A 24685-nucleotide genomic window follows, 5' to 3' on the forward strand; every position below is an offset into this window, starting at 1 on the left:
ACTTGTAGCCCAGACCTTGGTCTTACCGACTTTTGGCTATACCCATATCGAGATCGGGAAATTGACTAAAATCAAGGCAAGTGCGCGAGGGCGGTCAGAACATCATGTCGCGCACCAGATTGGGAACCATCTGGATGCGCTTCAAGGCATCGCGCAGTTTCGCCAATTCCTGGCGCGAAAGCTCATGGAGGTCGATCTCATTGCTGAGCGGTTCGCCGCAAAGCAATGCCTGCGCCTGCCGCCGCAGCATCAGCGACAGACAGAATCCGTGATCCCCCGCCAGCGCCGACAGAAGCGCCGTATCGCCACGATTAAGTCCGGACAATTTCTGCAGCCGCTCTCTGGTGGTATGGGCGGGCAGATTGTGACGGATTGCCAGCGTACGCGCAGCGCTGACGATCGGGAAAAGGCCGTGGAGCTTCAAATCCATCTTGCCGCCCTCGCCGGTGAGACGTCCGAGAAACCCGAACGGATTGCCGATCTGCTCCAGCTTGCCGCCCAGCAATTTGGCGAAAATCGGGTTGCGGCTGCCGATCTCGTAGGCATATCCGAACAGATCATGGGCCAGGCGCCGCGCGCCGCGTACCGCGATCTGGTCGAAGAAGATATCGACATTGAGAAGGCTCTGCGGGTCTGGATTGGCGACCCAGGCCGCGATGCGCGCCTGCCAGGTTTCGACCGAGCCGCGCCAGAGCGGATTCTTCGCCATGACGCCGCCATTGCAATAGGGAATGCCGGCTTCGTCCAGATAGGCCGCCATGTATTCGGCGAAATCGGCGAACCAGCGATCCTCCGGCCCATTCGGCGCGCCTGCGGCAAAGACGATGGCATTGTCCTGGTCCGGCTTCAGCAGGCTTTCGCCGCGGCCGCCCGACCCCAGCACCATGACCGCGAAGGGGCAAGGTGCTTCGCCCTTGCCGTCGCGCTGCATGGCGCCAGCCGCGAGGTCCGCCGCCCGTTCGGTCATCGCGCGCAGTTCCTCCGAAACGATGCGCGTGATGGTGTGTGCGTCCAGCCCTTCCTGCGAGAGCGACTTCGCCACCGTGGCCAGACCCGACCAGGCCACAGCCATGTCGTTGGCCGATTGCGCCTCCTTGATGGCGTCGCTGAGCGTGATCGCGGGTTCGCTGCGCAATTTCAGCAGATCGCGGGCCGAAATCATGCCGGTCACGTCGCCCATTTCGTTGGTGACGACGAGGTGGCGCACCTTGAGGCGCCGCATCCGCGCAATGGCGCGATAGACATAGGCCTTCTCGCGGATACCGCGGACGGGCGCCGAGGCCATCTCGGCGATACCGAGCGTCAGGGCGGCGCCACCCGATCGCGCGATCTGCCGCAACGCATCGCGTTCGGTCAGAATGGCATATTGTTCGATCGGCAGGTTCACCTCCGGCGGATTGGCCACCAGGACCGAGCTGATGCCGCGCTCGGCCATCACCCGCATCGCCTCCAGCAAACGCATCCCGCCGCCGACCACGATCGCCGGACGCGCCATGACGTCACCGACCATGTGGCGGTAGGCATAGGTATCGTAAGCCTTCGTATCCGCCAGCACGGCATCGGCACCGGGGCTGGTCACCGGCGGGATCCAGCCGGCATCGCGTTCTTGCAAGGCCTGGGGAGTGCGGGCGAGAACGGCGCGCTCGGCTTGCGCCAGACTGCGGATGCCCTTCTCCGCCAGGAGCGGAATCATGCGCAGGAAAATCCGGCCGGCTGCCGCGGCATCACCCAGCGCGCTATGCCGCCCGTCGATCTCGATTCCCAGCCAGGCTGCCAGCTTGTCGAGCGAAGGGTCATGCAGCGACGGGATCGCGATCGGCGCTAGGCGTCGCACGCAGAGCGAGCGCGGCCGCTGCCAGGGCAATTGATGGCGCGCCGCCTCGCGCTCCAGAACCGTGAGGTCATAGGCAAGCGTGTGCCCGATAAGGACATGGCCCTCCATGAACGCCAGCAGAGCCGGCCATAATGCCGGCAGGGATTCCGCCGCGGCCACCATCGCATCGGTGATGCCATGGATGGCGACCGAATTGGCCGGGATCGGCAAGCCGGGATTGACCATGTGATTGAAGGTCTCGCCCGCATCCGGGGCCGGCGCGCTCATCCGCTGCGCGCCGACCTGAACGATCCGGGCATCCTCGACATTGAGGCCGGTCGTCTCCAGATCCAGCGCCACGATCGGCAGGGCAAAGAGCGGTGTTGCACCTGTCACGGGCTGCATGCGCCGATTTCCTTTTCCAGGGCCTGGTCGGAAGTCAGCCATTCTACCGCGCGCAGGAAGATGCACCACGCATTTTGTCGGCCACATCGTCCTGTCGCAGCGCCCCTTCACATCACCCTGTCGCCGCGCCTTGACCCGCATCAAACAAGCAGGCCTTATAGCGATGTCATCGGCAAAAAGTCGGCAGCGGGAATCGGGCATGACGTCATCGGCGGTGCAGCCACTGGAAAAAGTCTGGCAGTTGCTGCGCAATCCGACCGAGATCTGGCCCTTGTTCCGCGCCTATCTGGGTTTCGGCAAGCGCCTGCGCCAGCAGCCGATCACCGATGCCGCCGGCCTGATGCGTTTCCTGGAATCGCGCGCCAGCTTCGTCGCCCAGACCTCGCTCTACGGCTATCTGCGCACACGCGCCGGACAGCGTTATCCGGAACTCTTCGAGAGCCGTGATTTCGTCAAATCGGTCAATATCGCAAAATGGCAGATCTGGCTCGCCTGCCTGTCCGATCTCTCGGTCTATGCAGGCGGCCTGATGGCGCTCTCGGCGCCCGGCAAGGCCGCCTTGATCGGCCAGTTGATGGAGGATGTCGTCGACCGAGTTCTGGCAGAGACAGGCATCCCCGGGGAGTCCGGGCCGGACTTCGCACCCTCGGTCGGTGATTTGCGCCGGCGCCTCGCATCATGCGACTGGCTGGCGGTCACCGATGACGAAAGCGCCTTTTCGCTGAGCCCCGCCGCCTTGATCAAATGGGCGCCGGTCGTCGACCAGTTGAAGGCGCTCGACGAGCCCATCGTGATCAATTCCGTGCGTTTCCGCTGGCAGGGCATCCGCCGCGACCTGCGGCAATCCCTGCGGATCGATTCCATCCTGGGCACCTTGCCGCCTGCCGGAAGCAACTGAACCTCGCAATCAATTGAACCCCACAATCAATTGAGCCAGCGGCCGAAGACGGCATAGATCCCTTGTGCAATCTCGCCTTCCAGCGGGAAGGCGAGCATCCCCATGACCGAATAGCCGAGCAACCAGGGCATCAGGTAGAAGCGGATCATGAAGAAGAACCAGGCGATGTAAAGCGGCACCATCGGCTTTACCAGGAAACCCGGGGTGATCGGCTTGAACAGACGCAACAGCGGATCGGTTGCGGTGATGAAAAAGCGCGAAAAGAAGAACTTGCTCTCTTCGGGCAGGAACAGGCGCATGCCGAACCGGCCGATCAGGGTCCACATGATGACGCCGAGAATGTAATCCAGAACGACGGCCCAAATCGGTAACTCGGTCATCACACCACTGGCTCCCCAGATATCTCAGATATGCGCAGCATACAAAAAAAAGCCGGGGAGAGAAGCTCTCTCCCCGGCTCGATGGACGTTCGCTGATTTAGTGCTGCGAACCCAGGATCGACGCACCGCTGGGCACGCGAACCTCGTCGACCATGGCCTGGATCTCGCGATCCGGTTCCTTGGTCATCAGGGTCACGATCACCATGGCAACGCCGCTGGCAGCCACGCCGACGATCCCGAACCTGAGATCGTCAAGCCCGATCCACGGCGCCATGCCGCCCCACTTCACCAGATAGAGGTAAAGCGAGCCGCAGCCCAGGCCGACGATCATGCCGGCGATGGCACCGGCCCGGTTGGCGCGTTTCCACCAGACACCCAGGACCAGCGGGAAGAACAGACCGGACATCGCGAAGCAGAAGGCCCAGGCCACTGCGCCGAGAATACCGGTCAGCTTCAAGCTGGCCACGAGGGCCGCCGCCACACCCAGAATCACGAGCAGGACGCGGGCCACGATCAGACGCCGTTTCGTTTCCGCATGCGGATCGATCATCTTGTAATAGAGATCGTGCGACAGCGCGTTGGCGATGGCGAGCAGAAGCCCGTCCGCCGTCGACATGGCTGCCGCCATGCCGCCCGCTGCCACAAGACCCGAGATCACATACGGCAGACCGGCGATTTCCGGCGTTGCCAGCACGATGATGTCCGGCCGCAGGAAGAACTCGTTGATCTGCAGAATGCCATCCGCGTTGGAATCGGACACGGCCACCATGCCCACCGCGCCCCATTTCTGGATCCATTCCAGGGCATTCACATCCGCGATCGCCTTGCCGATGATGCTGGTCGCGAGATTCGGATCCAGGATCTGCAGCTTGGACAATGTGGCGAGTGCTGGCGCCGTGAAATAGAGCAGCGTGATGAAGAACAGCGACCACGCCACCGAGGCCCGGGCGGCACGAACCGTGGGCGTCGTGAAGTAACGCATCAGGATGTGCGGCAGCGAAGCGGTGCCGAGCATCATACAAGCGACCAAAGTCACGAACTTCCAGGCGGCCAAGACTGAATCGCCAGGGGCTGCATGGAGATTGGTGAGCGCTGCAACACCGGCGATCGTCTCGGTCGGTTTCAGCGTGCCCACCTGCAGCATCGGCTCCAGTTCCTGGATGCGCGCCACAGCGTCGCCATAGGAGAGCTGCGGGAACCAGCCGAAATCCTGGGCGATCGACATCCAGAACACCGGCACCAGATAGGCGATGATGAGCACGATATACTGCGCCACCTGGGTCCAGGTAACCGCCCGCATGCCGCCCAGCATCGAGCAGAGCAGGATGCCGACCAGGCCGAACCAAACGCCGAACTCGTACGGAATCTGCAAGGCACGAGCAGCAATGGTCCCGGTAGCGTCGATCTGAGCCGTCACATAAGTGAACGACGCAACCACCAGAACGACGACGGCACAGAAGCGGGCAAGATTGCCGCCATATCGCGTGCCGATGAAATCCGGCACCGTGTAGCAGCCAAACTTGCGCAGATACGGCGCCATCAGGATGGCCACCAGCACATAGCCGCCGGTCCAGCCAACAACGAAGGCGAGGTAGGGATGGCCGCCCATATAAATGCCGCCCGCCATCGCGACGAAGGAGGCGCCGGACATCCAGTCCGCCGCCGTCGCCATGCCATTGAAGACCGGCGGCACTTCGCGGCCGGCCACATAATAGGCATCGACCTGCATCGTGCGCGACAGCCAGCCGATCAAGGCGTAGATGGCAATGGTAAAGCCGACGAAGCACAGACCGATCGTATCGGCGGTCATGCCCATCTGCTCGAAGATCGCCATCAACACGACGAACAGCAGGAACCCGCCCGTATAGAGGGCGTAGATTTTTGGCAAGTTATCGGTGAACTTGCCCTGCAATCTGAAGAGACTCATGGCGCTTCCCCCTGCTTATTCTTCTGCGACGCCGAATTCACGATCGATCGCATCCTGCTGCTTCACGAAGATGAAGAGCTGGATCACGAAAGCGTAAAGCGACCCTTGGGCGGCCATGTAATAGCCGACCGGGAAGTCGAGAAACCGCAATTGGTTGAGATCGTTCGCAAACCATTGAACGACGTAAGCGAAGATGAACCAGATGGCGAGATGGATGAACATCAGCTTTCTGGTCTTGCGCCAATGGGCTTGACGATTTTCGGAATTCATACTGGTTGTCACGATCATTCCCTCCCGGAAGTTTGCTCGCTCAAATTCGCCGGCATCTGAACCGGCGGCTTCTGACAGCGATCCGAAATATGGAATGGGCCTTGGGGGAACTGAAATTCAACCAACCAGGCTCGCAACACTCCCCCTTGATATGCCGCCAATGGCATCCCGGCCATTACCGACACATGAGCGGCAAAGCCGCTCTCTCCCCTCCCGCCGGTTCGCGCCGTCCGATTCTTTGTTCTGTACCCTCAAACTGGAGGGGACAGAGTCGGATCTCTTGGTACTGCGACTCGGTATTACTACCATTATGGTAGCATCTAATTCTTATGCTGAGGAACGTTTGATGAGACCCCCGACTTTCGTCGTAGCTACTTTGGCCCGATAGACAGGCGATTGAGGCCGTGCCGTAATGTTCTTTATGTCGCAAAGCAGCATCATTCTGGCCCTATCGCTGGTCTATCTGGGCCTGCTCTTCGTCATCGCCCATGCCGGCGAGCGGCATGCGGTGCGGTGGTCGCGGGGCCGGCTGGGGCCGGTCATCTATGCGCTGTCGCTGGCAATCTATTGCACCTCCTGGACCTTTTACGGCTCGGTCGGACGCGCCGTCACCAATGGCCTCGATTTCATCCTGATCTATGTCGGCCCGGCACTGGTCATCGTTCTCGCCTGGCCCCTGATGGCGCGCATTGTTGCGGTTGCGAAGCAGCAGAACGTCACCTCGATCGCCGACTTCCTCGGCGCCCGCTTCGGCCGCAGCCGCGCCGTGGCGGTGCTCGCCACGCTCATCGCCGTGGTGGGCGCGATGCCCTATATCGCGCTGCAGCTTCAGGCCGTCTCGTTCAGTTTCGAGGCCCTTTCCGGCCAGATGATCGGCAACCAGACCGATCCCGGCTATCTGCCGATCTGGCAGGATACCTCGCTGATCGTCACCTTGCTGATGGTGGCCTTCACCATCGTCTTCGGCGTGCGCCATGTCGAAGCCAGCGAACAGCATCGCGGCATGATGCTGGCGATCGCCATCGAATCCCTGGTCAAGCTCTTCGCCCTGATGATCGGCGGCATCTTCGTGGTCTGGTGGATGTTCGACGGCCCGGCGGATCTGCTGCAAGCAGCCCAGCACCTGCCGCAGACGGCGGCGATGCTGGAACCCAGCGTCAATGCCAACTGGCTCGCACTCACCGTCCTTTCCGGCTTCGCCTTCCTCTGTCTGCCGCGGCAGTTTCATGTGGCGGTGGTCGAGCACGATCATCCGGCCAGCCTCCGCCTCGCCCGCTGGACCTTCCCGCTCTATCTGGTCCTCATCAACATCTTCGTCGTCCCCGTGGCGATGGCGGGACTGGTCAAGCTCTCGCCCGCTCACGTGCCGGATTTCTTCGTCCTCACTTTGCCGCTCTCCATGGGGGCCGATTGGCTGACCGCCCTCATCTTCATCGGCGGGCTCTCCGCCGCCACCAGCATGGTGGCGGTTGCCTGCATGGCGCTCTCCGGCATGGTCAGCAATGAATTGGTGATGCCCTGGCTGCTGCGCCGTGGCCAGCGCGAGGGCGCCAATCTCGGGCAATTGGGCCTGCTCGTCCGGCGTCTCGCCGTCGTCGCCATCCTGCTCGCGGCCTATGCCTATTACCGCACCATCGCCGGGCTTCTGCCGCTGGTGACGATCGGCCTCATCTCGTTCTGCGCGGTCGCGAATTTCGCACCACCCCTTCTCATCGGGCTCTATTGGCGCAAGGCGCATCGCTACGGCGTCATCGCCGGATTGATCGGCGGGTTCCTGGTCTGGTTCTGGGCCATCCTGCTGCCCACCATCCAGACCGGCGATTCTCCCACCGTGCCGCCCTGGGGACCGCTCGCCTGGTTCGATCCGCTGGTGCGCGGCTTTGTTCTCGGCATGATTGTCAATGTCGTGCTCCTGGTGGTTGGCTCGCTCCTCGCGCGGCCGATGGTACGCGACCGGCAACAGGCCACCGCCTTCGTCGGCGGCGAGGAACCGCCACCGCGCCGCCCCACGTCCGGCCCGCCGCCCAGCGAGCTCGATCAATTGCGGGAACTGGCGGCACGCTTCATCGGTCCGGAGCGGGCGGAGGAAGCCTTCCGCGGGCTGGCGCTCACCGGCGCCGCGGCGGTCGAATATACCGAGCGTCTGCTCTCCGGCACGATCGGCGCCGCCTCGGCCCGCGTCGTCGTCACCACCGCGCGGCGCAAGGGGCTCTGGATGCCCGGCAGCCTGTGGATGCCGGGCAGCATCCGCGAGATGCTGGACGAAGCCACCGCCGCCATCCGCTACAACGCCGATCTCCTGCGCCGCACGCTCGATCACATGGGCCTCGGCCTTGCCGTCTTCGACTCTACCGGCAAGCTCGAGGTCTGGAACGAGCGCTTCGCCATCCTCACCGGCCTTGCGCCATCGAGCCTTGCCGTGGGTGTCAATCTCGCCACTCTGCCGGCGCATATCCCCTCGCTGGCGGCGGCCCTGGGCCAGAACCGGCCGACCATGCGGGAATTCAAGCTGGCCGACGGATCCGTGACGGAATTGCGGGTCGATCCCCTGTCCGGCGGCGGCATCGTGGTTACCGCCAATGACGTCACCGAACGCGTGCGCGCGGCCGAAGCGCTGCGCGACAGCGAGCGGCGCATCCGCATCGTCACCGACAACGTGCCGGTGCTGATCGCCTATATCGACCGCGAGCGGCGTTATCGCTTCACCAACCGCCCCTATCAGGCTGCCCTCAAATACGCCGCCGGCGAGACCGAGGGCCGGCTGGTTTCCGAAGTGCTGGGCGAGGAGCGCTATCAGCAATTGCGGCCCTATGTCGATGCCGTGCTCGAGGGCCGCATGCAGGTCTTCGAGATCGAGTTTCCCACCAACGACACCAAGATCGAGATCGCCCGCGGCACCTATATCCCGCATGTCGACGAAGGCGGCCAGGTGCTGGGCTTCTTCCTGCTTTACGTGGACATCACCGAACGGCGCCGGGCCGAGCTCGCTCTGCTCAACGCCAACGAAAGCCTTGAGCGGCGCGTCGCCCAGCGCACGGCCGAACTGGAAGCCGCCCGCGCCAAGGCCGAGGAAGCCAATATCGACAAGACCCGCTTCATCGCCGCCGCCAGCCATGATCTGCTGCAGCCGCTGCATGCGGCACGGCTCTTCGTCGCCGCCCTCGCCGAACGGCATATCGATGAGGAGTTGGTGGCAAAGGTCGATCTCGGCCTCTCCTCGGTGGAAGCGCTGCTGGATGCCCTGCTCGACATAGCCAAGCTGGATTCCGGCGCCATCAAGGCCGAGCCGCATGCGATTCCGCTGGGGCCGCTGCTGCGCTCGCTGGCCGACGCCTTCGCTCCGTTGGCCGAGCGCGGCGGCATGGAGCTGCGTCTGGTGAACAGCAAGGCCTGGGTCGAAACCGATCCCGCCCTCCTGCGGCGTGTGCTGCAGAACTATCTCTCCAACGCCATTCGCTACGGCAAGGGTGCGACGGCGCGGCCCCGGGTCCTCATCGGCTGCCGCCGCCGGGGCGGCATGCTGCGGATCGAAGTACGCGACAACGGACCCGGCATCGCCGCCGAACAGCATGGTGCCATCTATCAGGAATTCATCCGCTTGAAATCGGCGCGGACCGGCAGCGATCGCGGGCTGGGTCTCGGCCTTGCCATCGTCGACCGCATCGCGCGCATGCTGGGGCATCGCCGCGATCTCATCTCGACGCCCGGCAAAGGAGCAGCCTTCACGATCGATCTGCCGGTGACCAAGCCCAATCCCCTGGCTATCGAGGACGGCCAGCGCCAGGTGGCGCGGGCGGGTGTTCTGGCAAAATCACCTTACGTCGTCTGCGTCGATGATGAAGAACAGGTGCGCGAGGGGATGCAGGTCTTGTTGGAGAGCTGGGGCTGCGAGGTGGTGACGGCGGCCAATGCCGATCAGGCGCTCAGCCTGACACTGGCCAGGCCCGAGGGACCGGATCTGCTGTTGATCGATCTCCATCTCGGCGACGAAAGGCCTGACGGCCTCAGCGAGATCGGCAAGCTGCGCACCGCCTGGGGACCGCATGTCCCCAGCGTGCTGATCACCGCCGATCGCGACCCGGCCTTGCTGGCCCGCGCCCGCGCTTTGGGGCTCGACGTGCTGCACAAGCCGGTGAAACCCGCCAAGCTCCGCGCGCTGATCGCTCAGCGCGCGGCGGCGTGATCATCCAACCGATCGGCTTCAGCGGGTCGTCTGAACCCGCGTCCAATGTGCAAAACGCGCGGGTTCACCGTCGCTCTTGGCCTTGAAGGGATGTCGCAAGGCATCGAACAGGCTGCCCGCCGCCTCAGCCAGGGCTTGGCTGCGCAATTGCCGGGCGCGCTGTGTGTGATAGGCGATCAATTCCGGGGAAATCTGGTCTTGCGGTACCAGGCGCCGCTCCGGCGCGGCAGGTGAGAGCCAAAGGTTCTCGTCATCAGTGTATGACCACATGGAAGACCTCCGTTGTGAACGAACATCTTCCTCCCATGCTCCATCGGTTCTGAGCCGTGGTTGCTGCACTGCGAAAGGATTATATGGCCGGAATCGGCTGAGTTTCAACGAACATTTTGCAGCGCAGCATTTCCTTTCCGACGCTTCCGGCGCATCATTTGAACGCCAAGGCGACCGCGGACGGACGAAAATTGCGTCCTGCCCCTAAAAGACTGGCCGTGAAGACTGGCCAGCGCCCTTTTGGCACCTTACCTTGCCGCTCCTTTCATCATTCTTGAGGAGTCGGCGGGATGAACAAGCTCGGCGTACACGCTTTGGTCTGGGTCGGCGGTTGGAGCCATGCGGAGGCCATCCGCGCCATCGAGCAGACCGCGGCGCTGGGCTATGACCTCATCGAAATTCCCGCCCTCGATCCCACCACCATCGACACCGCCTTCACCCGCAAGCTGGTCGAGGCCAACAAGCTCGGCATCACCGTCTCGCTCGGTCTCGATGGCGGCGCCGATATTTCCAGCGAAGATCCCGAGAAGGTGAAGAAGGGCGAGGCCTTGCTGAACGACGCGCTCAAAGTCACGCGCGATGTCGGCGGCACGCATATGTGCGGCATCCTTTATTCCGGCTTCCAGAAATATGCCGTGCCGGCGACGCCGCGCGGGCTTGAGAATTCAGTGGATGTCCTGCGGCGCATTTGCGAGCGCGCTGCGGAGAGCGGCATCACCATCGGCCTCGAAGTCGTCAACCGCTATGAGAGCAATGTGCTCAACACGGCGGCGCAGGCGGTGGATTTCTGCCAGCGCATCGGTGCCCCGAATGTGAAGGTGCATCTCGACACCTATCACATGAACATCGAAGAGAACGACATCGAGGAAGCGATCATCACGGCCGGGAAATATCTCGGCTATTTTCATATCGGCGAATCGAATCGCGGCTATCTGGGTGCCGGCAATATCGATTTCGACAAGATCTTCCGCGGCCTCGCGCGCCTCGATTATCAGGGGCCGATCACCTTCGAGAGCTTTTCCTCGACCGTGGTCAACCCACAGCTTTCCGGCATTCTCGCCATCTGGCGCAATCTCTGGGAAGACAGCCGGGATCTTGCAGGCCACGCCCGCGACTTCATCCGTGCCAATCTCAAGGCGGCGCGGGAAGCGCAGAAGCGGCACGGCTAAAAGAAAACGGCGCGCGGCGATCGCTGACCGCCGCGCGCCCGTCCGTTACTTCACGCTCAGTTTCACATCGATATTGTTACGCGTGGCGTTGGAATAGGGGCACACCTGATGCGCCTTCTGGACCAGCGCCTCGGCTTCCGCCTTCGGCACGCCGGGGAGCGAAATGTCGAGCGAGACTTCGAGGCCGAAACCGCCTTCCGAGCGCGGGCCGATGCCGACTTCGGCGGTGACGGTCGTGTCGGCCGGCACCTTCGGGCCGCCCTGCGAGGCGACGAATTTCATGGCACCCAGGAAGCAGGCCGAATAGCCGGCGGCGAAAAGCTGCTCGGGGTTATTGCCGGGACCGCCGGCGCCGCCCAATTCCTTCGGTGTCGCCAGCGTGACGCTGAGCGCGCCGTCTGCCGTCGCGGCCTTGCCATCGCGGCCGCCATTGGCCGTCGCCTTGGTGCGGTAAAGAACGTTGACGCTCATGATCGTTTCCTTTCGGGCTTGGGGTGTCTTGTCTGCTTCGAACGTTGGGCGGGTGACCCGGTTTCCATCTTGGCGCCGCCGAACTGAGAGAGATATTGGCACAAAATAGATTGTGCACAATTTAATTTTGCATGCACGATCCGCATGGCTGATCTGCACAATTAGATTTTACACAATTGATGTGTCAGGCCCGAGATCGGCCTATATTAAAAATTAAGCACCATCGGACGGCGCGACCGCTCGGAGATTGAGATATGGACCAAAAGCCCCGCACGGAACGACCCGGCGATCCGCAGGACGCCCTGCAGCTTTCCAAGCAATTATGCTTCGCCGTCTATTCGACCGCGCATGCCTTCAACCGCGCCTACAAGCCGCTTTTGGCGCCTTTGGACCTGACCTATCCGCAATATCTGGTGATGCTGGTCCTGTGGCAGCAGGATGACCTCACGGTGAAGGAAATCGGCGCCCAATTGCAGCTGGATTCCGGAACCCTCACCCCGCTTCTCAAGCGTATGGCCGGCGCCAGGCTGATCGAGCGCATCCGCGACAGCGGCGACGAGCGCCAAGTGCGCATCAAACTGACCGCCAAGGGCGCGGCCTTGCGCGAACGCGCCAGGGACATCCCGCTCCAGGTCGCCGACGCGCTCGGCCGGTCTTTGCCCGAGATCTCGGCTCTGCGCCAACAACTCAGTGCCTTGCGCGATACGCTTGAGGCCAACGTTGCCTGAGGATCTAGTCGCCTGAGGATCTAGTCCTCGGCGGGGCTTTCCGCCGGTTTCAACGCGGGGCCGAGGGCCAGACGCTGCGCCAGGATGACTGCCTGGGTGCGCGAGCTGACCCCCAGCTTGCGCAGGATTTCGGTGACATGCGCTTTCACGGTCGGCTCGCTGATCTGCATTTCATAGGCGATCAGCTTGTTCGCCATGCCTTCAGCCATCAGCGACAGAACGCGGTGCTGCTGCGGCGTCAATTGCGCCGCCCGCAAAGCCAGATCCACATCGCGCGCGGCGAGCGCCTCGTCCTGCGCTTCGCCCGGCACCCAGACCGATCCCTTGAGAATGGCGCGCACCGCTTCGACAAACCGGTCCGCGGCGGCCAGCTTGGGAATGAACCCGGCCGCCCCCATTTCCACCGCCTGGCGCATCGCCGCCGGATTGGTCGTCGCCGAGACGATGGCGATCGGCATGCTGGGATGCTGGCTGCGCAAGGCGGAGAGGCCGGAGAGGCCCAGCATGCCCGGCATGTCCAGATCCAGGATGACCAGATCGATTTCGGGCAGATTCTCCAGCACCGCCTGGGTTTCGGCCAGGGTTCCGGCAAAGGCGATCTTTGCTCCCGGAAACGCGCCGGCCAGCGCCGCCGCCAAGGCGTCGCGCACCATCGGATGATCGTCCGCCACCACAAAAGACAAATTTGCCTGCGCGGCGTTCAGAATTGAGTCGGGGCCCATTGGCCCGATCGCCGTCATATTCCCCAACTTCCGCCGCCCTCCCGGCCCTGACCGCCCATGCTGGCCTTCCCCATACTGGCGCTTTTCACGCCTATTGTTCGGATATGGCCCAGCATACACGCTTGGCGCCAGATCGGAAACGAGTCCGCGCAGCCTTATGCTGCGACGCAACATCATTCATGCCTTCTGTGAGCGCCATCGCTTGACCGGCACCTTTTGGTGGCAGCCGGCCTTGCGGCGGTTGCTGCATCGCGGAAGCGCGGGCTAGAGTGCCGCCGCGGCGTTGGGGGACGCGGCAAAGCCATCCCCCGGGCTGCCCTTATCGAGATTCCAATACGATTTTCCTGGGCGGCGATTTAATGGCGACAGCAAAACCAGACGGCAATTCCGCTTCCGCGCATCTCAGCGCGGCGACGGATGCGGGCGCGCTCGATTTCGCGGCGTCGCTGGCCCGTTCCTTTGCCGCCTCGCTGAATGTCGATGCGACCGTGGGCCAGGCACTGGCCAGCATCATCGAATTGCTGGAGACCGAGGCGGGCTCGCTCTTCCTCCTCGACGATGCCGGAGAGATGCTGATTTGCCGCGCCAGCGCCGGGCCGGTGAAAATCGACGGTCTCGCCGTGCCGATGGGAAAAGGCATTGTCGGCCGGACCGTCGCCGAAGACAAATTGATCGCGGTCGAGAACGCCTATGAAGACAAGAATTTCTTCAAGGCCGCCGATCAGAAGACTGGTTTCATCACGCGCTCGGTCCTCTGCGCGCCGATGCGCGTCGGCGAAAAGCTGATCGGCGCGGTCCAGGTCCTCAACAAGGTTTCCGGACATCCCTTCGACGGCCGTGACGGCAGCATGTTGCAGGTCATGGCCAATGCCGCAGCACTTGCCATCTCCAATGCGCGCCTCGCCGATCAATTGCTGGAGCAGGAACGCATCAAGCGCGAACTGGAACTCGCTTCCGAAATCCAGCGCAGCCTGCTGCCGGCGCAGGATGACGACCTGCCGATCTGCGGCATCAATCGCCCGATCCGCGAGGTTTCCGGCGATTTCTATGACTATTTCGAATTGCCCGACGGGACCATCGCCTTCGCTCTGGGCGACGTTTCCGGCAAGGGCATGAACGCGGCCTTGCTGATGGCCAAGACGGCCAGCCTCTTCCGTTGCCTCGGCAAGACGATCCGCGATCCCGCGCGCCTGCTCTCGATCCTCAACCGGGAAATCTGCGAAACCACCAGCCGCGGCATGTTCGTCACCATGGTGGCCGGTCTCTACGAGCCCGGCACCGGCATGCTGCGCTTTGCCAATGCCGGCCATCTGCCGCCGCTCATCAAATTTCCCGACCGGCTCTACGAAACGCTGGCCCCCGATGCGCCACCCTTGGGCATCCTCCGGGAAACGCAATTCGTCGATCACGAAATCAATCTCAATGGTGGCCTGTTCGTCGCCTTCTCCGACGGCCTCACCGAATACCGTTACGGCAACGAAGAGCTGGGCACGGATGGCCTCAACCTGCTGCTCGATTTCGCCCAGGACAAACCAATCTCGGAGCGTCTCGGCGCGGTGCTCAACGAGCTTGACCAGGGTGGCTGGCACGCCAAGGACGACCTCACTTTGCTCGCCATCGACGACCGCGCCGCCGGACGCGCCTGGCAGCGCGAGCACAGCGCCCATCCGCCCGCACCCAGCGAAGCCGAATTCCTCTTCGGCCTCACCTTTCCGGCCGATGCCAGCCGCTTGAAGCTGATGCGCCCGGCGATCCGGGCCGCGGCGCGTGCCTGCCAGTTCGGCGAGGACGAAATTCAGGATCTGCAACTGGCCGCCAGCGAGGCGGTCGAGAACATCATGATTCATGCCTATGGCAGCGAGAAGAAGGGTGAAATCACCCTGGCGGTGCACCGCCTGCCGGATGGAATCATGCTGCGTTTGCGGGATTTTGCACCGCGCGTCGATGCGGCTAAGATAGAACCAAGGCCGCTGGACGAGGTGCGGCCCGGGGGATTGGGGACGCATTTCATCCGGGCCATCATGGACGATGCCAGTTTCATTCCCTTGCCGGATGGCGAGGGAAATCTTCTGGAACTGGTCAAGCGTCGGCGCACCGCGCCGGAAGCCGGAGAGCCATCGGGGCCCGCTGGGCCGCAGGCGGGGAAACATTCTGACAACAAGGATCGGAATTAGGGGATGTCGGTTGCCAGCATTAAAGAAGAGCAAGGGCGCATCGTCATCGCCCTTTCCGGTGAGATCGATCTCGAGAATGCCGGCGAGGTCAGGAAGGCGCTGCTCGCCGCGCTGAAGCAGAAGAAGGACCTGCTGGTCGATCTCGCCGCGGTCACCTACATCGATTCATCCGGCATCGCCAGTCTGGTCGAGGGCCTGCAGGTTGCCAGGAAGCAGAAGAACGAGCTCTACCTGGTTTCCGTGAGCTCGCGCGCCTTGCGCGTGCTGGAACTGGCCCGGCTCGACAAGGTCTTCACCATTCACGCCGACATCGCCGCCGCCTTGGCGGCGCGGTCCTAGCGGTCGAGATCCGGAGCGAGATCGCCGATCATGGCCAATCCAGCAAAAGTCTTCGAACAGATCGGGCGCCGCACAATCGCGGGCCTCGACGAGATGGGCTATGCCGCCGCTCTTTTCCTGGAAGCCATCTACTGGACGCTGACGGGCTGGCGGCAGCGGCAGCCGGTGCGCGTCAATTCGGTCTTTGCTGCGATGACCGAGATCGGCGTCGCCGCTTTGCCCATCGCCACCCTGCTCGCCGCCACGATCGGCCTGATGCTGGCGATCCAGAGCCTCTACAGTCTCGGCCTGTTCGGTGCCGAGCAATACGCTTTCATCGGCATCGCCCTGTCCGTGGTGCGCGAATTCAGCCCGATGATCATGGGCATTCTCGTGGCCGGCCGCTCCGGCTCGGCGATCGCCGCGCGCCTTGCCACCATGAACATCAATCAGGAAGTCGATGCCCTGGTCGTGATGGGCATCAACCCGACGCGCTTCCTGGTCTCGCCGGTTCTCCTGGCCCTGGTCGTGATGATGCCCTGCCTTGCCATGTGGGCGAACATGGTCTCGATCCTCTCGGCCGGGCTTTATGTTTCGGCCGCCCTCAGCCAATCCTTCGGCGCCTATCTCAACGACACGCTGGATGTCCTCAAGATCGACGATGTCTGGCATGGCCTCGGCAAGGCGGCCTTGTTCGGGATCATCATCGCCCTGGTGGGCGTGGTGAACGGATCGCTGGTCAAGGGCGGCGCCGAGGGTGTCGGCCGCGTCACCACCCGTTCGGTCGTCCTCTCGGTGACCTTGATCGTGGTCGCCGACATGATCTTTGCCTATCTGGCGACGAGGTGAGGCAATGACAGCCAGCTCCATGCCACTCGCCCACCGCCCCAGCGCCGACGACATCGCCGCCCGCGCCCGGGTGATCGAGGTCGACCGTCTCGACTTTTCCTTCGGCGCGCGCCAGGTCCTCTACGACATCAATCTCGATGTGCGCGAAGGCGAGATCATGGTGATCATGGGTGGTTCCGGCTCGGGCAAGACCACCCTGCTCCGGCATCTGGTGGGCCTCATGCCGCCGCAGCCGGGCAAGGTCAAGCTGCTGGGCAAGGATATGGGTGCGCTCACCCGGCGCCAGTTGCTGGACCTGAAGCGGCGCATCGGCGTCGCCTTCCAGTTCGGTGCGCTCTTTTCCTCGCTCTCGGTGGCCGAGAACGTGAAGCTGCCATTGCGCGAGCTCACCGATCTCGAAGAGCGCACCATGGACATCATGGCCAATATGAAGCTCGAGGTGTGCAACCTCTCGGGCTTCGGGCATCTCATGCCGGCGGATCTCTCGGGCGGCATGATGAAGCGCGCCTCCATCGCCCGCGCCATCGTGATGGATCCCAAGCTGGTCTTCCTCGACGAGCCTTCCTCCGGCCTCGATCCGGTGGTCTCCTCGGCGCTCGATGATCTTATCCTGAAGCTGCGCGACGCCATGGACATTTCCGTGGTCGTGGTCAGCCACGATGTCGAAAGCGCCTTCAAGATCGCCGACCGCATCACGATCCTGGACAAGGGCCACATCCTGATCAGCGACCGTGTCGACGCGGTCCGCAATTCCACCAACGAGCGGGTGCAGAATCTTCTGCATCGCCGCTCCGAGCAGATCGACGTCGATCCAACCGAATATCTGCGCCGCCTGGCCGGCGATTAACTGTTAGGCGATTTGGCGCGGGGAGAGAACAGCCACATGCGAAGCCACTATCTCAACTACACACTGGTCGGCGTCTTTGTCGCCGCGATGATCGTTGCCCTGGTCGTCATCCTGTCCTTGATCGCGGGGCGTACCGGGCCGACCGACAAATATTACGTGGTGCTGGACGACGTCACCGACCTCAAATACGGCACCCTCGTCCGCTTCGCCGGTTTTCCGATTGGCCAGGTCGAGGCCATCCAGCCGGAACTGGTCGACGGCCGCTATCGCTTCCGCCTGCGGATCGCCGTCGAGCAGGGCTGGGCCTTCCCCTCGGATTCCGTGGCGCGCGTCGCTGCCTCCAGCTTCCTTGCCGCCAAGACCCTGGAAGTGAACGGTGGCGCCGGCGGTACCAGCAGCACCATTCCGCCGGAAGGCGAGATCGCTGGCGGCCAGGCCGCCGACATGTTCTCGCTGATGGCCCAGGTCGCCGGCGAGATCGGCGATCTGTCGCAATCCTCCCTGAAACCCATGGTGGCCAAGATCGGCGACATCATCGACCGCATCGGCAATACCACCGACACCAATCTCAAGACCTTGTTCGGCTCGCTCAACAGCATCGCCGCCGAGGTCGAAACCAAGACGCCGGCCATCGTCGGCAATGTCGAAACCTTCACCACCCAGCTCAATAGCGAGATGGCCAAGATCGACCAGCTGCTTTCCGAGAAGAACATGGCGGCAGTCGACAATTCGCTGGCCAATATCGAGCGCACCACCGCCAATGCCGAAATCGCCAGCCAGGATCTGCGCGCTTTGGGCGGCAAGATCACGGATGTGGCGAACCAGATTCAGGGTCTGGTGGCGGATAACCGGAAGGGCGTCGACAAATCGGTGGCGGACCTCGAATATGTGCTCCGAGCCGTGGCGCAGAATATCGATTCCATTACCCGTAACCTTGACGGAACCACCCGCAACATGAACGAGTTCAGCCGCCTGATCCGCCAGAATCCCGGCTTGCTGCTGTCCGGCGGATCGCCGGAAGCCGATCCCGGCCTGACGCCGACGGGGAACGACCAATGAGCGCGCAGATGAAAAATCCGATCCGCCGCCTGGTCGTCTTCTGCTGCGCCGGTGCGCTGGCACTCTCTCTGGCCGGCTGTTTCGGCGCGGCACCTCCGGTGCCCAAGGAGCAATATTTCCGCCTGGTCACGATCGAGACGCCGCAGGCCATCGGCAATCCGCTGCCCGGCATCGTCGAAGTGGCCCCCTTGCTCTCGGAAGGTGTGCTGGGCGAACGGCCGCTGCTCTTCACCAGCAATGGCGGGCAGAAACTCGAACAGCGCAATTATGCCTATTGGACCGACCCGCCCCCGGCGATGCTGCGCGATCAATTGGTGACCTATCTCACCGCTGCCGGCATCGCCCAGCGCGTCGTCCCCAGCGAATTGCGCATCGCCTCGCAATACCGGCTGCAGGGCCGCATCCTGCGTCTGGAACAGGTATCTCCGACGGGGGGCGGCAATGGCGGCGTCATCGCGCTTGAGCTGTCGCTGATCGACAAGGCCAATGACGGCATCCTCACGAGCGGCCGCTACGAGGTGGCGAAGGAAGCCACTGGCGCAAACATCGATGATGCGGTACAGGCCCTCAATAACGGCCTGAACGAGATTCTGGCGGCCTTCGTCGCCGACCTCGCCCAGGCCCGGTAATCGACCTGATCTATCCCCCAGCCCGGCCCCCGCACCAGCGCAGGCCGGCGGGGGAAATTGCTGACTGAAAGGAATCCCAAGAATGTCCCGTGGCGCGCTCAAGGTTCATGACCTCCCGGCCGAGAAGATCAAATCGCTCACCCATTGCACCATCTCGACCAGCAAGGGCGACATGAAACTGGAGATGTTCCCGGACGCCGCCCCGAACTCGGTCGCCAATTTCTATGTGCTGGCCCAGGACAAGTTCTATGACGGGCTGAATTTCCACCGCGTCATCCCCGGTTTCGTGGCCCAGGGCGGCTGCCCGGAAGGCACCGGCACGGGTGGCCCGGGCTGGCGCATCGCCTGCGAGACCAAGGGCAATCCCCACAAGCATATCGAGGGTGCCCTCTCCATGGCCCATGCCGGGCGCGATACCGGCGGCTCACAATTTTTCCTGGTTTTGGAAAAACAACCGCATCTCGACGGCGCCCATACCGTCTTCGGCCAAATCGTCGAAGGGCTGGACGTCCTACAATCCCTAGAGGTTGGGGACGAGATCAACCACATCCGGTTCGAATAGGCGAAGATTGATAAAATGCAATTCTTCTCTTTTTGCTCAATAGGTTAGCCAGGAACTCGAAACCACTTGTTAAGAAATCGCCCTTAAAGTGTCCCTTAATGAGCGAGCCGGCATAGGGCCGCGATCCGCTCAAAATTACGGGGAAGAAACTATGGGGCGCGCATTGTTGAATTGGCTGCCGTGGCACCGTGATTCCAACATCCTGGCCGAAGAGGAAGTTGACCGGGTCGATGTGGGATCGGTGCTGATCGAAATTTCCGACAAGCTGCCGGAGCATATGTTTGCGCATTGGCGCGTCGAGAAGCGCTTCAACGGCCCGGGCGACCGGACCCACGTGGCGCTGCGCAATGTCAGCGATCCCTACACGCACAAGCTGATCGCGGTTTCCGCTTTGGTTTCGGCGCGCCGCTTTCAGTTGGTCGGCGGTGCCGTCGCCCACTAAGCACTAATGCAGCAGCACCGCCCCCAATGCCACCAGGCTGACGGAGGCGTAGCGGCGGGCGCGGAAGCGTTCCTTCAGCAAATAGGCGCTCATCAGCGCTGCGAATATGACGCTGGTCTCGCGCAGGGCGCTGACATGCGCGAAGGCACCCGATTTCATCGCGAAGATGGCGATGCCGTAGGCGCCCGAGGACAGCGCGCCACCCGCCAGGCCCAGCTTCCAGCTCCGCGACCAATATTGAGTGGCTGGCCCCCAGCCGCGTTTCCACAGGCAATAGAGCACCAGCAGCGGCGAATCGAGGGCGAAGAGCCAGGCGATATAGCCGAATTGCTGCGCTTGGGCAGGCCCCGCATGGCGGATGCCGAGACCGTCGAACAGCGTGTAGCCCATGATGCAGATCCCGGTCAGAAGGCCGAACACCACCGGCTCCCATTTATGCGCGCCGACCAGGGGCTTTTCCGCGGCGAGGCTGAGAATGCCCAGCGAAATGGCGCCCACACCCACCATCTGCCAGCCCGCCAGGATCTCGTGGGGCGGCAGCAGCCAGGCCGAAACCGCGACCAGGAGCGGCGCCGAACCGCGCGCGATCGGATAGACCAGCGACAATTCACCATGACGGTAGGCGAGGACCAGGAACAGGTAATACCCCAGATGCGTCATCAGCGAGCCGAAGAGATAGGGCCAGCTCGCAGGATCCGGCACCTCGGTCACGAACAGAAGCGGCATCGCGATGACACCCGCGAGCCCCATGGTGAGGCCCATGTTTAGCAGCGTGTCATTGCCGATTTTGACCATCACGTTCCAGCCGGCATGCATCAGGGCAGCCAGCAGAACGAGCAGCGTCATGGTGAGGGAAAGCGATGAAGTCATGATGGCCGGCACCTTGCCACAGCGCCGGCCGGGCACCCAATCGCTTGTTTCGATGGCGCCATCGGCAAAATCGCATAGGTCGGTGCACCGACGATCCTCATGCCGGCGGGCCGCGGCTTGCAACCGCCGCCGTCCGCATGACACACTGCGGCCTCAATCGGGTCGCAGGTTTCGGAGCCACATGCCGCGTCAATTCGCTTGGGCCGCCTGGCCGGACGAGCAGCTTCTCCAGCTTCGCCTCAAGGATCTCAAGGTCACCGTCGCCGGGACCTGGCTGGAAGGCTGTCTTGAGCATCTCTACGAGGAACTCGCCCAGCGCGGCCTCCGGGTGCGGCCCCATGCCTGGATCTCGGACGAATGGTTCAGCCCGGACACCACCCCCGGCATCGCCATTCCCTTCTATCTCGCCCATCCCCGCCTCATGCGGCTGGAGCGCAAGAAGATCATCGATGTCGAGGGCGGCACGGTGCCGGAATGCATGCGCATCCTGCGCCACGAGGCGGGCCATGTGGTCCAGCATGCCTTTCAGCTTCACCGCCGCCGCCGCTGGCAGGAATTGTTTGGCCGCTCCTCGATCCGCTATCCCGATTTCTACCGGCCCAACCCGGCCAGCAAGAATTACGTCCAGCATCTCCGGCTCTGGTACGCCCAGAGCCATCCCGACGAGGATTTCGCCGAGACCTTCGCGGTCTGGCTGCGTCCGCGCTCGGATTGGCGCAAGCGCTATGCCGATTGGCCGGCCTTGAAGAAGCTGGTCTATGTCGACGAATTGATGGCCGAGATCGCCGGCGAGAAGCCGATCCTCACCCAGCGCCTGCGGGTCGATCCGATCAGCCAGATCGATCGCACCTTGAGCGAGCATTACGAAAAGAAGCAGGCCTATTACGTCTCCGATTCACCCACCATCTATGACCGCGATCTGAAACGCATCTTCAGCGAGAGCAGCGCCCGGCACCGCCGCGCCCCCACCGCCGCCGCCTTTCTGCGCAAGCATCAATCGCATATCCGCCGCTCGGTCGCGCAATGGACCGGCGAATACCAGCTCACCCTCGATTCCATTCTCGACGCCATGATCGCGCGCTGCCGTGAACTCAAATTGCGCGCCGCCGGGCCGGAACGGCAATTGGTGATGGATTTCACCGTCCTGCTCACCGCGAAGACCGTGCACTCGCTCTATTCGCCCTCGCGCCGGGAATGGTTCGCCCTATGAAGAAGCTCCGCATCCTGGTGCTGATGCATCCCGACTTCCTGCCGCCGGATTCGCTCAAGGGTTACAGCGACAAGGAGATCCATGTCTGGAAGACGGAATACGACGTGGTCTCGACCCTGCGCGCCAGCGGCCACGAGGTCCAGGCGCTGGGCGTGCAGCACGAGCTGAAGCCGATCCGCGATTCCATTGAAGAATGGAAACCGGATGTGGTCTTCAATCTCCTCGAGCAATTCCACGGCGAGACCGCCTACGACCAGAACGTGGCGAGCTATCTCGAATTGCTGCGTATCCCCTATACCGGCTGCAATCCCCGCGGCCTGATGCTGGCCCGCGGCAAGGCGCTTTCCAAGAAACTGCTTTCCTATCACCGCATTCCGACGCCGGCCTTCGCGGTCTTCCCGATCGGCCGCAAGATCCGGCGCCCGGCCCGCCTCAACTTCCCGCTCATCGTCAAAAGCCTCACCGAGGATTCCTCGGTCGGCATCGCCCAGGCATCTCTGGTCGACAATGACGAGAAGCTCGCCGAACGCGTCGCCTTCATCCATGACCGCGTCGGCACCGATGCCATCGTCGAGCAGTTCATCGATGGGCGTGAAATTTATGTGGGCGTCTTCGGCAATGACCGCCTGCATGTGCTTCCCATCTGGGAATTGCGCTTCGGCGAAGGCGCACAGGGGCGCGCCAGCATCGCCACCGAGCGCGTGAAGCACGACCTCGATTATCAGGAGAAACGCGGCATTGCCCAGGGTCCGGCCAAGGACATCGCGCCGGAACTCGTCAACCGCATCCGCCAGACGGTGAAGCGCATCTGCCGCACGCTGGAACTCGACGGCTATGCCCGCATCGATTTCCGCCTCACCGCCGACGGCATTCCCTATTTCCTGGAAGCCAATCCGAATCCGGAAATCGCCCATGTCGAGGAATTCGCCTCGGCCGCCGCCCATGACGGCATCGACTACGCGCTTCTCCTCAACAAAATTGTGGGTTTGGGCATCCGCCGCGCCCATGTTGAGTGACCGGTCGTTGGGTCATCACCCCATCGGGTTGCCCATTCCTCGAAATCGCTAACCGAAATCCCCGCATCACTTGAAGGGGCGTTCACCATTGCTATCTGGTACGCCACTCCGGCGCCGCGCGATTGATCCCACATGATTGACCTCACGTGATTGACTCTGTCATCCGGCGCAAGGAGGATAATGGGACACTCCATCAAGGGGGACGTCATGTCGGATTCGCTGCCACCCAGATCCGAAACCGATCTTGGAGAAGACGTCAGTCTCAGCACGCCCATCCGGCGGCGCAATCCCTGGTGGCTGGTGATCACCTTCATGCTGGCCGCGATCGTTCTTGCCGGCGGCTATTGGTATTTCGAAATCCGCGGTGTCACACCCAGCCAGGCCGCCACAATGGCACCGCCACCGCCGGCGCCGGTCACCACCGCCAAGCCCTTGATCAAGGAAATCGTGGAATGGGACGAATTCACCGGCCAGTTTGCGGCGGTGGATTCGGTCGAGATCCGCTCGCGCGTCAGCGGCTATCTGGAATCGATTCATTTCACCGACGGCCAGATGGTCCAGGCCGGCGATCTGCTGTTCGTGATCGATCCGCGCCCGTTCGAGATTTCGCTTGCTTCCGCCGAAGCCGCACTCGCCTCGGCCGACGCCCGGGTCAAACTGGCCCAGCAGCAATTGGACCGCGCCGAGAAGCTCAAGAAGAGCGATTTCGTCTCGCAGAGCACCTTCGACGAACGGCTGGAGGAATTGCAATCCGCCTCGGCCGATGCGGAGGTGGCGCGGGCGGCGATCAATGCCGCCAAGCTCAACCTCACCTATACCCGCATCATGGCGCCGATCTCGGGCCGTATCGGCGTGCATGAGGTCAGCATCGGCAATCTGGTGACCGGCGGCGACAGCGGCAACACCACGCGCCTCACCACTCTGGTCTCGCTTGACCCCATCCACCTCACCTTCGACGTCAGCGAATCCGATTTCCTCGCCTATCAGCGCGCCGCCGCGGAAGGCCGCCTGCAATCCACCCGCGAGTCACGGCTGAAAGTGGCTGCCCATCTGATGGATGAAGAGGATTGGACGCTGCAGGGCGAGATGGATTTCGTCAACAACGAGGTCGACCGCACCGCCGGCACGATCCGCGCCCGCGCCATTTTCGCCAATCCGAAGCTGCTCATCACGCCGGGCCAGTTCGGCCGCATCCGCATCCCCGGTTCCGATCCCTATCCCGCGACACTCATTCCCGACAGCGCCATCCTCTCCGATCAATCGCAGAAGATCGTCATGTCCGTGGCCGCCGACGGTACCGTGGTTCCGAAAGTGGTCCGGCCGGGGCCGGGCTATGAGGGCCTGCGCATCATCCGCGAGGGCCTGAGCGGCGAGGATGTCATCATCATCGACGGCCTGCTGCGCGCGAGGCCCGGCGCCAAGGTCGATCCCAAACCGGGGGAAATCCAACCCGTCGTTTCCAATTAAGGCGCC

Annotated in this window: 23 protein-coding genes; 15 read left to right on the forward strand and 8 right to left on the reverse strand. The window is 62.9% G+C overall.

Annotated elements, in window-relative coordinates:
* Positions 1 to 94 precede the first annotated feature (94 nt).
* On the reverse strand, positions 95 to 2218 hold the full coding sequence (locus tag ACE3PR_RS04850) for a DUF294 nucleotidyltransferase-like domain-containing protein (RefSeq protein WP_374368786.1): 2124 nt from the start codon (positions 2216 to 2218) through the stop codon (positions 95 to 97).
* 199 nt (positions 2219 to 2417) lie between these two features.
* Between ACE3PR_RS04850 and ACE3PR_RS04855 the strand changes: the two genes are divergently transcribed.
* Positions 2418 to 3116, forward strand: a complete 699-nt coding sequence (locus ACE3PR_RS04855; RefSeq protein ID WP_374368788.1) for a hypothetical protein — start codon at positions 2418 to 2420, stop codon at positions 3114 to 3116.
* A 26-nt stretch (positions 3117 to 3142) separates the two neighbouring features.
* Here ACE3PR_RS04855 and ACE3PR_RS04860 read toward each other — a convergent pair whose 3' ends face one another.
* From ACE3PR_RS04860 to ACE3PR_RS04870, 3 genes are all read right to left on the reverse strand, one after another.
* Positions 3143 to 3496 (reverse strand): hypothetical protein, encoded by a 354-nt coding sequence (locus ACE3PR_RS04860; RefSeq protein WP_374368790.1) that lies wholly within the window; start codon positions 3494 to 3496, stop codon positions 3143 to 3145.
* A 97-nt stretch (positions 3497 to 3593) separates the two neighbouring features.
* Entirely contained in the window at positions 3594 to 5423 is a 1830-nt protein-coding gene (locus ACE3PR_RS04865) for a sodium:solute symporter family protein (RefSeq protein ID WP_374368792.1), read from the reverse strand.
* 15 nt (positions 5424 to 5438) lie between these two features.
* The gene (locus ACE3PR_RS04870) at positions 5439 to 5705 is read right to left on the reverse strand and encodes a DUF4212 domain-containing protein (RefSeq protein WP_374368794.1); all 267 of its coding nucleotides are present in this window, start codon (positions 5703 to 5705) and stop codon (positions 5439 to 5441) included.
* A 409-nt stretch (positions 5706 to 6114) separates the two neighbouring features.
* Between ACE3PR_RS04870 and ACE3PR_RS04875 the strand changes: the two genes are divergently transcribed.
* Complete coding sequence (locus tag ACE3PR_RS04875; RefSeq protein WP_374368796.1) at positions 6115 to 9876, forward strand: ATP-binding protein; 3762 nt, start codon at positions 6115 to 6117, stop codon at positions 9874 to 9876.
* A gap of 18 nt (positions 9877 to 9894) precedes the next feature.
* Here the strand turns inward: ACE3PR_RS04875 and ACE3PR_RS04880 are convergent, their stop codons facing one another.
* Positions 9895 to 10146 carry an RSP_7527 family protein gene (locus ACE3PR_RS04880; protein WP_374368798.1) on the reverse strand — a complete coding sequence of 84 codons (252 nt, stop codon included), beginning with the start codon at positions 10144 to 10146 and terminating at the stop codon, positions 9895 to 9897.
* Positions 10147 to 10436: 290 nt separating this feature from the next.
* Between ACE3PR_RS04880 and ACE3PR_RS04885 the strand changes: the two genes are divergently transcribed.
* On the forward strand, positions 10437 to 11315 hold the full coding sequence (locus tag ACE3PR_RS04885) for a sugar phosphate isomerase/epimerase family protein (protein ID WP_374368800.1): 879 nt from the start codon (positions 10437 to 10439) through the stop codon (positions 11313 to 11315).
* Between the two features lie 45 nt (positions 11316 to 11360).
* Here ACE3PR_RS04885 and ACE3PR_RS04890 read toward each other — a convergent pair whose 3' ends face one another.
* The gene (locus ACE3PR_RS04890; RefSeq protein ID WP_374368802.1) at positions 11361 to 11786 is read right to left on the reverse strand and encodes an organic hydroperoxide resistance protein; all 426 of its coding nucleotides are present in this window, start codon (positions 11784 to 11786) and stop codon (positions 11361 to 11363) included.
* A 254-nt stretch (positions 11787 to 12040) separates the two neighbouring features.
* Between ACE3PR_RS04890 and ACE3PR_RS04895 the strand changes: the two genes are divergently transcribed.
* Positions 12041 to 12514, forward strand: coding sequence for a MarR family winged helix-turn-helix transcriptional regulator (locus tag ACE3PR_RS04895; RefSeq protein ID WP_374368804.1), 474 nt, complete (start codon positions 12041 to 12043; stop codon positions 12512 to 12514).
* 20 nt (positions 12515 to 12534) lie between these two features.
* Here ACE3PR_RS04895 and ACE3PR_RS04900 read toward each other — a convergent pair whose 3' ends face one another.
* Positions 12535 to 13185, reverse strand: a complete 651-nt coding sequence (locus ACE3PR_RS04900; RefSeq protein WP_374368806.1) for a response regulator — start codon at positions 13183 to 13185, stop codon at positions 12535 to 12537.
* 410 nt (positions 13186 to 13595) lie between these two features.
* On the opposite strand from ACE3PR_RS04900, the gene ACE3PR_RS04905 reads away from it, so the two are divergent.
* From ACE3PR_RS04905 to ACE3PR_RS04940, 8 genes are all read left to right on the forward strand, one after another.
* Positions 13596 to 15410 carry a SpoIIE family protein phosphatase gene (locus tag ACE3PR_RS04905; RefSeq protein WP_374368808.1) on the forward strand — a complete coding sequence of 605 codons (1815 nt, stop codon included), beginning with the start codon at positions 13596 to 13598 and terminating at the stop codon, positions 15408 to 15410.
* Positions 15411 to 15413: 3 nt separating this feature from the next.
* Positions 15414 to 15749, forward strand: a complete 336-nt coding sequence (locus ACE3PR_RS04910) for an STAS domain-containing protein (protein ID WP_374368810.1) — start codon at positions 15414 to 15416, stop codon at positions 15747 to 15749.
* 30 nt (positions 15750 to 15779) lie between these two features.
* The gene (locus ACE3PR_RS04915; RefSeq protein WP_374368812.1) at positions 15780 to 16577 is read left to right on the forward strand and encodes an MlaE family ABC transporter permease; all 798 of its coding nucleotides are present in this window, start codon (positions 15780 to 15782) and stop codon (positions 16575 to 16577) included.
* 4 nt (positions 16578 to 16581) lie between these two features.
* Complete coding sequence (locus ACE3PR_RS04920; RefSeq protein ID WP_374368814.1) at positions 16582 to 17424, forward strand: ABC transporter ATP-binding protein; 843 nt, start codon at positions 16582 to 16584, stop codon at positions 17422 to 17424.
* A 36-nt stretch (positions 17425 to 17460) separates the two neighbouring features.
* A complete protein-coding gene (locus ACE3PR_RS04925; RefSeq protein ID WP_374368816.1) occupies positions 17461 to 18483 on the forward strand; it encodes an MlaD family protein in 1023 nt (340 codons plus the stop codon).
* Positions 18480 to 19112, forward strand: coding sequence for an ABC-type transport auxiliary lipoprotein family protein (locus tag ACE3PR_RS04930; RefSeq protein ID WP_374368818.1), 633 nt, complete (start codon positions 18480 to 18482; stop codon positions 19110 to 19112). Before ACE3PR_RS04925 ends, ACE3PR_RS04930 begins: the two co-directional genes overlap by 4 nt.
* Before the next feature lie 82 nt (positions 19113 to 19194).
* Positions 19195 to 19674 (forward strand): peptidylprolyl isomerase, encoded by a 480-nt coding sequence (locus ACE3PR_RS04935; protein WP_374368820.1) that lies wholly within the window; start codon positions 19195 to 19197, stop codon positions 19672 to 19674.
* A gap of 151 nt (positions 19675 to 19825) precedes the next feature.
* Positions 19826 to 20116, forward strand: coding sequence for a hypothetical protein (locus ACE3PR_RS04940; RefSeq protein ID WP_374368822.1), 291 nt, complete (start codon positions 19826 to 19828; stop codon positions 20114 to 20116).
* A gap of 3 nt (positions 20117 to 20119) precedes the next feature.
* Here ACE3PR_RS04940 and ACE3PR_RS04945 read toward each other — a convergent pair whose 3' ends face one another.
* A complete protein-coding gene (locus ACE3PR_RS04945) occupies positions 20120 to 20986 on the reverse strand; it encodes an EamA family transporter (protein ID WP_374368824.1) in 867 nt (288 codons plus the stop codon).
* Positions 20987 to 21167: 181 nt separating this feature from the next.
* On the opposite strand from ACE3PR_RS04945, the gene ACE3PR_RS04950 reads away from it, so the two are divergent.
* The 3 genes from ACE3PR_RS04950 to ACE3PR_RS04960 all read left to right on the forward strand — a co-directional run bounded on the left by ACE3PR_RS04950 (position 21168) and on the right by ACE3PR_RS04960 (position 24679).
* Complete coding sequence (locus tag ACE3PR_RS04950) at positions 21168 to 22196, forward strand: putative zinc-binding metallopeptidase (protein ID WP_374368826.1); 1029 nt, start codon at positions 21168 to 21170, stop codon at positions 22194 to 22196.
* Complete coding sequence (locus tag ACE3PR_RS04955) at positions 22193 to 23212, forward strand: ATP-grasp domain-containing protein (RefSeq protein WP_374368828.1); 1020 nt, start codon at positions 22193 to 22195, stop codon at positions 23210 to 23212. Before ACE3PR_RS04950 ends, ACE3PR_RS04955 begins: the two co-directional genes overlap by 4 nt.
* 207 nt (positions 23213 to 23419) lie before the next feature.
* Positions 23420 to 24679: an efflux RND transporter periplasmic adaptor subunit gene (locus tag ACE3PR_RS04960; RefSeq protein WP_374368830.1), complete on the forward strand. Its 1260-nt coding sequence runs from the start codon at positions 23420 to 23422 to the stop codon at positions 24677 to 24679.
* The last annotated feature ends 6 nt before the right edge of the window (positions 24680 to 24685 follow it).

Source organism: Dongia sp. (assembly GCF_041909655.1).
Lineage (GTDB): Bacteria > Pseudomonadota > Alphaproteobacteria > Dongiales > Dongiaceae > Dongia.

Bases quoted from the DNA above. Each gene is read 5' to 3' on its own strand.
- ACE3PR_RS04880 (WP_374368798.1), bottom strand. From the start codon at position 10,146: ATGTGGTCATACACTGATGACGAGAACCTTTGGCTCTCACCTGCCGCG.
- ACE3PR_RS04915 (WP_374368812.1), top strand. From the start codon at position 15,780: ATGGCCAATCCAGCAAAAGTCTTCGAACAGATCGGGCGCCGCACAATC.
- ACE3PR_RS04940 (WP_374368822.1), top strand. From the start codon at position 19,826: ATGGGGCGCGCATTGTTGAATTGGCTGCCGTGGCACCGTGATTCCAAC.
- ACE3PR_RS04890 (WP_374368802.1), bottom strand. From the start codon at position 11,786: ATGAGCGTCAACGTTCTTTACCGCACCAAGGCGACGGCCAATGGCGGC.
- ACE3PR_RS04945 (WP_374368824.1), bottom strand. From the start codon at position 20,986: ATGACTTCATCGCTTTCCCTCACCATGACGCTGCTCGTTCTGCTGGCT.
- ACE3PR_RS04865 (WP_374368792.1), bottom strand. From the start codon at position 5,423: ATGAGTCTCTTCAGATTGCAGGGCAAGTTCACCGATAACTTGCCAAAA.
- ACE3PR_RS04960 (WP_374368830.1), top strand. From the start codon at position 23,420: ATGTCGGATTCGCTGCCACCCAGATCCGAAACCGATCTTGGAGAAGAC.
- ACE3PR_RS04925 (WP_374368816.1), top strand. From the start codon at position 17,461: ATGCGAAGCCACTATCTCAACTACACACTGGTCGGCGTCTTTGTCGCC.
- ACE3PR_RS04855 (WP_374368788.1), top strand. From the start codon at position 2,418: ATGACGTCATCGGCGGTGCAGCCACTGGAAAAAGTCTGGCAGTTGCTG.
- ACE3PR_RS04950 (WP_374368826.1), top strand. From the start codon at position 21,168: ATGCCGCGTCAATTCGCTTGGGCCGCCTGGCCGGACGAGCAGCTTCTC.
- ACE3PR_RS04905 (WP_374368808.1), top strand. From the start codon at position 13,596: ATGGCGACAGCAAAACCAGACGGCAATTCCGCTTCCGCGCATCTCAGC.
- ACE3PR_RS04850 (WP_374368786.1), bottom strand. From the start codon at position 2,218: ATGCAGCCCGTGACAGGTGCAACACCGCTCTTTGCCCTGCCGATCGTG.
- ACE3PR_RS04860 (WP_374368790.1), bottom strand. From the start codon at position 3,496: ATGACCGAGTTACCGATTTGGGCCGTCGTTCTGGATTACATTCTCGGC.
- ACE3PR_RS04910 (WP_374368810.1), top strand. From the start codon at position 15,414: ATGTCGGTTGCCAGCATTAAAGAAGAGCAAGGGCGCATCGTCATCGCC.
- ACE3PR_RS04885 (WP_374368800.1), top strand. From the start codon at position 10,437: ATGAACAAGCTCGGCGTACACGCTTTGGTCTGGGTCGGCGGTTGGAGC.
- ACE3PR_RS04895 (WP_374368804.1), top strand. From the start codon at position 12,041: ATGGACCAAAAGCCCCGCACGGAACGACCCGGCGATCCGCAGGACGCC.
- ACE3PR_RS04955 (WP_374368828.1), top strand. From the start codon at position 22,193: ATGAAGAAGCTCCGCATCCTGGTGCTGATGCATCCCGACTTCCTGCCG.
- ACE3PR_RS04875 (WP_374368796.1), top strand. From the start codon at position 6,115: ATGTCGCAAAGCAGCATCATTCTGGCCCTATCGCTGGTCTATCTGGGC.
- ACE3PR_RS04930 (WP_374368818.1), top strand. From the start codon at position 18,480: ATGAGCGCGCAGATGAAAAATCCGATCCGCCGCCTGGTCGTCTTCTGC.
- ACE3PR_RS04920 (WP_374368814.1), top strand. From the start codon at position 16,582: ATGACAGCCAGCTCCATGCCACTCGCCCACCGCCCCAGCGCCGACGAC.
- ACE3PR_RS04935 (WP_374368820.1), top strand. From the start codon at position 19,195: ATGTCCCGTGGCGCGCTCAAGGTTCATGACCTCCCGGCCGAGAAGATC.